This window comes from Schlesneria sp., assembly GCF_036405755.1.
GTDB lineage: Bacteria > Planctomycetota > Planctomycetia > Planctomycetales > Planctomycetaceae > Schlesneria > Schlesneria sphaerica.
This window is the reverse complement of sequence record NZ_DASWWZ010000026.1, coordinates 1-5,334: the sequence shown is the minus strand read 5'-3', so window position 1 is coordinate 5,334 and position 5,334 is coordinate 1. Positions and strand designations below refer to the sequence as shown.

The 5,334-nt window shown below is 57.0% G+C and carries 2 protein-coding genes; one reads left to right on the top strand and one right to left on the bottom strand.

The features are described 5' to 3' along the window. Positions 1-208: 208 nt before the first annotated feature. Positions 209-1,987, bottom strand: a complete 1,779-nt coding sequence (locus tag VGE80_RS00890; RefSeq protein WP_373650978.1) for a DEAD/DEAH box helicase — start codon at positions 1,985-1,987, stop codon at positions 209-211. A gap of 1,036 nt (positions 1,988-3,023) precedes the next feature. Here VGE80_RS00890 and VGE80_RS00885 point away from each other — a divergent pair. After that, positions 3,024-5,334 (top strand): 2-oxoglutarate dehydrogenase E1 component (locus VGE80_RS00885; RefSeq protein ID WP_440591339.1); only part of this gene is annotated, 2,311 nt, incomplete at its 3' end.

Here is a 5,334-nt window from a genome sequence, read left to right as displayed (position 1 = left end):
CAATTGTGCATGGCGAAATGCGAGCAGCCGCCCTGCTCATTGTGGGAACTGGAGCGGCTGCATGAAACCAGTAGGCCGATGGAATCAGGGGGTCGTGGATTGCCGTGATTTGATTTCAGGCGATTGCCAGAGCACTGCACGAGGACAGGGCACTGCATGACCGGGGACGGTCATACAGTGGCATGCCTGCCTTATTCGTAAGGAATCGCTAGTTGCGATTTCCGCGGCGGTTTGGTCCTTCGTCCCGGCCGGGGCGGAAGTCTCGACGAGGAGGCGTGCCGGGCATGGCCTGGACTCGTCTTCCTCGCAGGCGAACTCCCTGAACGGCGCCGAGAATCTGTTCTGCCGCCTCAGCAGCGACCTGAACGAAGCTGACGGTCTGGAGGATCTGGATGTTTCCGATGACGGTGCGCGGGACACCCGCCTCGTTGGCGATGCAGCCGACAAAGTCGCCCGGTGAGACCCCGGCGTTATCGCCGACATTGAATTTGATCCAGACGCCCGAATCGTCAACCCGAGAAGGAGGCCCGTCGTATTGGCCTCGACCGGTCGATTCACGTGGCCGGGTCATTCGCGGTGGACCATCGTCGCGGTCGCCTCTGGGGCCGCGCTGGTCTCGCTGATCGAACGGATGATCGCGGTGGGATCGACGGGGAGGACGCGGGTCGTCTTCAGCGATTCGTTCGGGGGCTCGGTTGCTTTCGCCCGCCAGCATGTGCATCAGGGCGGAAATGATTTCGCCGGGAGCGTGCCCTGCTTCGATCAGGTCTTCCAGCAGTTTGTCCTGCGGCTTGAACTCGCCCGACTGGATTGTGTTATGCAGGGACTCGACGAGTCGACTGGCGTGTTTCAGCTCAAGCTCTTCAAGTCGCGGGACTGAGACTCTGTTGATCTTCGCCTTGGTGAAACGAATGATCTGCTGCAACCGTCCGAATTCGCGGCCGCTGACCAGGCTGATGGCCTTGCCGCTTTTACCGGCGCGTCCCGTCCGGCCGATGCGGTGTACGTAGTCTTCGGCATCATGCGGCAGCTCGTAATTGAATACGATTTCAAGATCGTCCACATCCAGGCCGCGGGCTGCGACGTCGGTCGCAACGAGCAAGTCGATTTTACGTTCACGGAACCGCTTCATGGTTCGTTCACGCATCGGCTGGGTCATGTCGCCATGCAGTTTGTCGCAACTGTAACCGCGCGCCGTCAGCGCCTCGGTAAGCGTATCCACTTGGATCTTCGTAAATCCGAAGACGAGTCCGTAGCGCACATCGTGCAGGTCGAGCAGGCGACAGAGTACCTCGGTCTTGGATCGGTAGTCGACTTCGACGTAGGACTGTTCGATCGCCGGGACGCTCATCGCGGTTGCTTCGATCCGGACCGTAATCGGGTCCTTCGTAAAGCGTTCGATGATTTTGCGGATCGGAGGGGGCAGGGTTGCTGAGAAGAGGACGATCTGGCGCTCGCTGGGGATCGCTTCGAGGATCTTTTCGATGTCGTCGCGGAAGCCCATGTCGAGCATGCGATCGGCTTCGTCGAGGACGATCATCTTGACGCCACTCAGCTTCAGCGTGCCTTGCTTGATATGGTCGATCAGTCGGCCGGGTGTCCCGATGACGATCTGCGGGCCCGCTTTCAGTCCGCGAAACTGATGCTCGTAACTCTGACCGCCGAAGATCGGTAGTTCGCGGATGCCCTTTTTGAAGTGGGCGAGTTTCGAGATTTCTTCGGCAACCTGCGAGGCTAGTTCGCGAGTCGGGCACATCATCACGATCTGCACGTCACGATTGGTGGGGTCGGCCATTTCCACCGCCGGGATACCAAAGGCGGCGGTTTTACCGGAACCGGTTTGAGATTGGCCGATCACGTCCCGGCCGGTCAGAATCTGTGGGATCGCCTCAGCCTGAATCGGTGAGGCCTGTTCAAAACCCATTCGCTCGATGGATTTGAGAAGGTCGGGCGAGAGGCCCAGATCGGAGAAAAGTTTGTGTGTCATGCCGAAAACTATACCGAGATTTGCGTCTTCATCACAGCAAGCAAATTTGATCGCGCGGGTAGGGTGCGAATGTTCAAGCGATCCAAGTTTCCTGAGGCGTCGCCGATGGAAATTCCCGTCCCGATCAGCGGAGGAATTCCCCTTCCGTCCGAATGTGACGATTGAGCAATCTGAACCGGTCTCGCACCAGGCGGTGGGGGACTCGGCTGGTGGAGTTAAAGGGCTGGGGCGGTGAAGTCACACGCGATTGAATGAATTTGTTGAACGTCTGCAGGCCCGGAAAAAATTTGCCGAATTTGATCCTCGTGGCGAAAAGTTCCGTTGCGGAGGGGGCCATCTGCGGGAAGGGCTGCATCTCGCTGGTGGGGATTCGATGTGTCGCGGAATAGTGACAGTCTTTGGATGCGGGAGCGGCGTCAGTTGCACAAGTGACGATGAATGCGTTGGCAGCCTGTGGTCTCGACGGATATAGAAGCGGAGGTGATTGACAACGAACCTTGTTCAGTCCGTGTGGGGAGGTCTGTTCACCATCAATCAGCCGTCCGGTGGGGTTGTACGTCAGGGAGGGCTTTGGCGGCGTTGGTCAGGTTCTTGAAGTTTACGTTTGTTGACGCATCCGCTTTAACGGCAGGTGCTAAATCAATTGTACGTACGACGGCTCAATCAGACTGATCCCTTAAAAATTCCTGTTTGCCAAACTCCTCATTCCTGTTACGGTCTGTTACATTCAAAAACAATTTCCGATGTTACGGGTTGGTTGCCTCACCAAACTGGTTAGAATGAATCGGAACGTAGAGTCTTTTTTGCATCACAGGTTCTCTCGACTGGAATTTCAGACAGGGGCAAGCCTTCGACCAGGCGAGTCGAAACAGGGCCAGCACCGTCTGACTCGGGATCAGAAACGATCAAGATGAGTCCTTCAGATACGGTTACAAGTCGCTCTTCGTCGAAGGGCGTTTCTTCCTCAAGTGGGTCCCGTAATGGAGACCACCAATTTCTGGATGAGGAGAGCCGGGTCCCGGGTCAGGATACAAACTTGACGTATGTCGAGTCGCTGTATCTGGAGTACCTTGAGGACCCCTCTTCAGTTTCGGAAGATTGGCAGGACTACTTTCGACAGATCGTCGAGAGTCAGACCCGATCTGGAGGCGAGCTGCATGATCCGAGCCTGTTCCGTGCACCATCGGTGGGAACAGGTGTGGTCAGTCCGATTCAGCTTGACTACGCCATTCTGCAAGAGCGGGTTGAGCGACTGATTCGTAACTACCGAATCATGGGCCACTACGCTGCCGATATCGATCCCCTGGGTCAGCCACGACCGACCGTCGATGAGCTTGAACCCGCTGCCTGCGGTTTGACCGAAGCCGACATGGATCGTCAGGTATCGACCATGTCAGCGGGCGGACAGCACTTCCGAACCGTTCGCGAAGTGCATCAGTGGATGCGGAACACTTACTGTCGATCGATCGGTGTGCAGTTCATGCATATCGACGACATGCGGGTTCGTGAGTGGCTCCAGACCCGGATGGAAACGACCGAGAATCGGATCGAGCTGACGCTGCAGGAGCAGAAGCGAATCCTGAAGCGACTCAGTGACGCAGTTGTGTTTGAAGAGTTCATCCTGAACAAGTTCAAGGGTGCCAAAAGCTTTTCGCTCGAAGGAGCGGAAACGCTGATTCCTCTGCTGGAACTCGCCATCTATCAGGCGGCGGACCAGGGAGTCGAAGAGATTGTTCTGGGGATGGCCCACCGCGGTCGTCTGAACGTGCTGGCGAGCATTATGGGGAAAGCTCCCCGGGCGATTTTCCGCGAGTTCGCTGACCTTGATCCTGAATTGAATACGGGTCGTGGTGACGTCAAGTACCACCTCGGTTACAGCAACGACTGGCATTCCGGCGACGGCCGCAAGATGCACTTGTCGCTTTGCTTCAACCCCAGCCATCTGGAATTCGTCAACCCGGTCGCCATGGGCCGTGTTCGCGCGAAGCAGGATCGCAATGGCGACACCACTCGCGAAAAAGTGGTCTGCATGCTGATCCATGGGGACGCTGCTTTTGCCGGTGAAGGGATCATTCAGGAAACACTGAATATCAGCAATCTCGGTGCGACGGGAATCGGTGGTACGGTTCACGTCGTGGTGAACAACCAGATCGGATTCACCACGGGTCCTCATCAGGCTCGTTCGACACCTTATGCCACCGACGTGGCGAAGATGCTTCAGATTCCGATCTTCCACGTGAATGGGGAAGATCCGGAAGCGGTCGCTCAGGTGGTCCGACTGGCGATGGACTTCCGCCAGACGTTCCACAGTGACGTCGTAATCGATATGTACTGTTACCGCTTCCGTGGGCACAACGAGAATGACGAGCCGTCATTCACTCAGCCGCTGATGTACCGTCAGATCAAGGCACGGAAAAAGGTCGGACAGAACTATCTGGACAAGCTGATGAAGCTCGGCGGGATCACCGAGGAAGAAGCGAATCGTCTGCAGTTCGCTCATCGGCAGCAGCTTGAATCGGAACTGGAAGTTGCCAACGGTCCCAACTACGAACATCGCTGGGATATGCTGCAAGGGACCTGGCGCGGGTACCTCGGCGGTAACGAAGCGGGGATTCCCGAAGTCGACACCGGAGTTGATCCCGCCAAGCTCGCTCAACTTCTGGAGCAGATGTCGCAGCTTCCCGAAGGGTTCCAGCCGCATCCGAAGGTCCACAATCCGCAGAGTTCGCTGGCAATTTTGACGAAGCGACTGGCGATCGCCCAAGGCAAGTTGCCGCTCGACTGGGCCTCGGGTGAATCGCTTGCATTCGCGACGTTGAGCTTGGAAGGGCACCGGATCCGATTGCACGGACAAGACGTTGAACGCGGGACGTTCAGTCACCGCCACGCCGTGTTCCATGACTTTGAAACCGACCAGACCTATATGCCGCTGGCACACCTGTCGCCAGATCAGGCCCCGGTTGAAGTCGTGAATAGCTGTCTGTCAGAAGCAGGCGTTCTGGGCTACGAGTACGGTTACAGCCTCGATACACCCGACGGGTTGATCTGTTGGGAAGCTCAGTTCGGTGACTTCGTCAACGTGGCTCAAGTCATCATTGACCAGTTCATCGTCAGTGCTGAAGACAAGTGGAATCGACTCAGCGGTCTGGTCATGCTGCTTCCGCACGGGTTTGAGGGGAACGGGCCAGAGCATTCCAGTGCTCGTCTGGAGCGATTCCTGCAACTGGCTGCCGAAGACAATATTCAGATTGTCTATCCCACGACGCCAGCCCAGATTTTCCATGTGCTGCGTCGTCAGGTGCTGCGAAAGTGGCGTAAGCCGCTGATCGTGATGACGCCGAAGGAAT

Excerpts from the sequence above, each read along its gene's own strand:
- VGE80_RS00890 (WP_373650978.1), bottom strand. The coding sequence starts at position 1,987 with ATGACACACAAACTTTTCTCCGATCTGGGCCTCTCGCCCGACCTTCTC.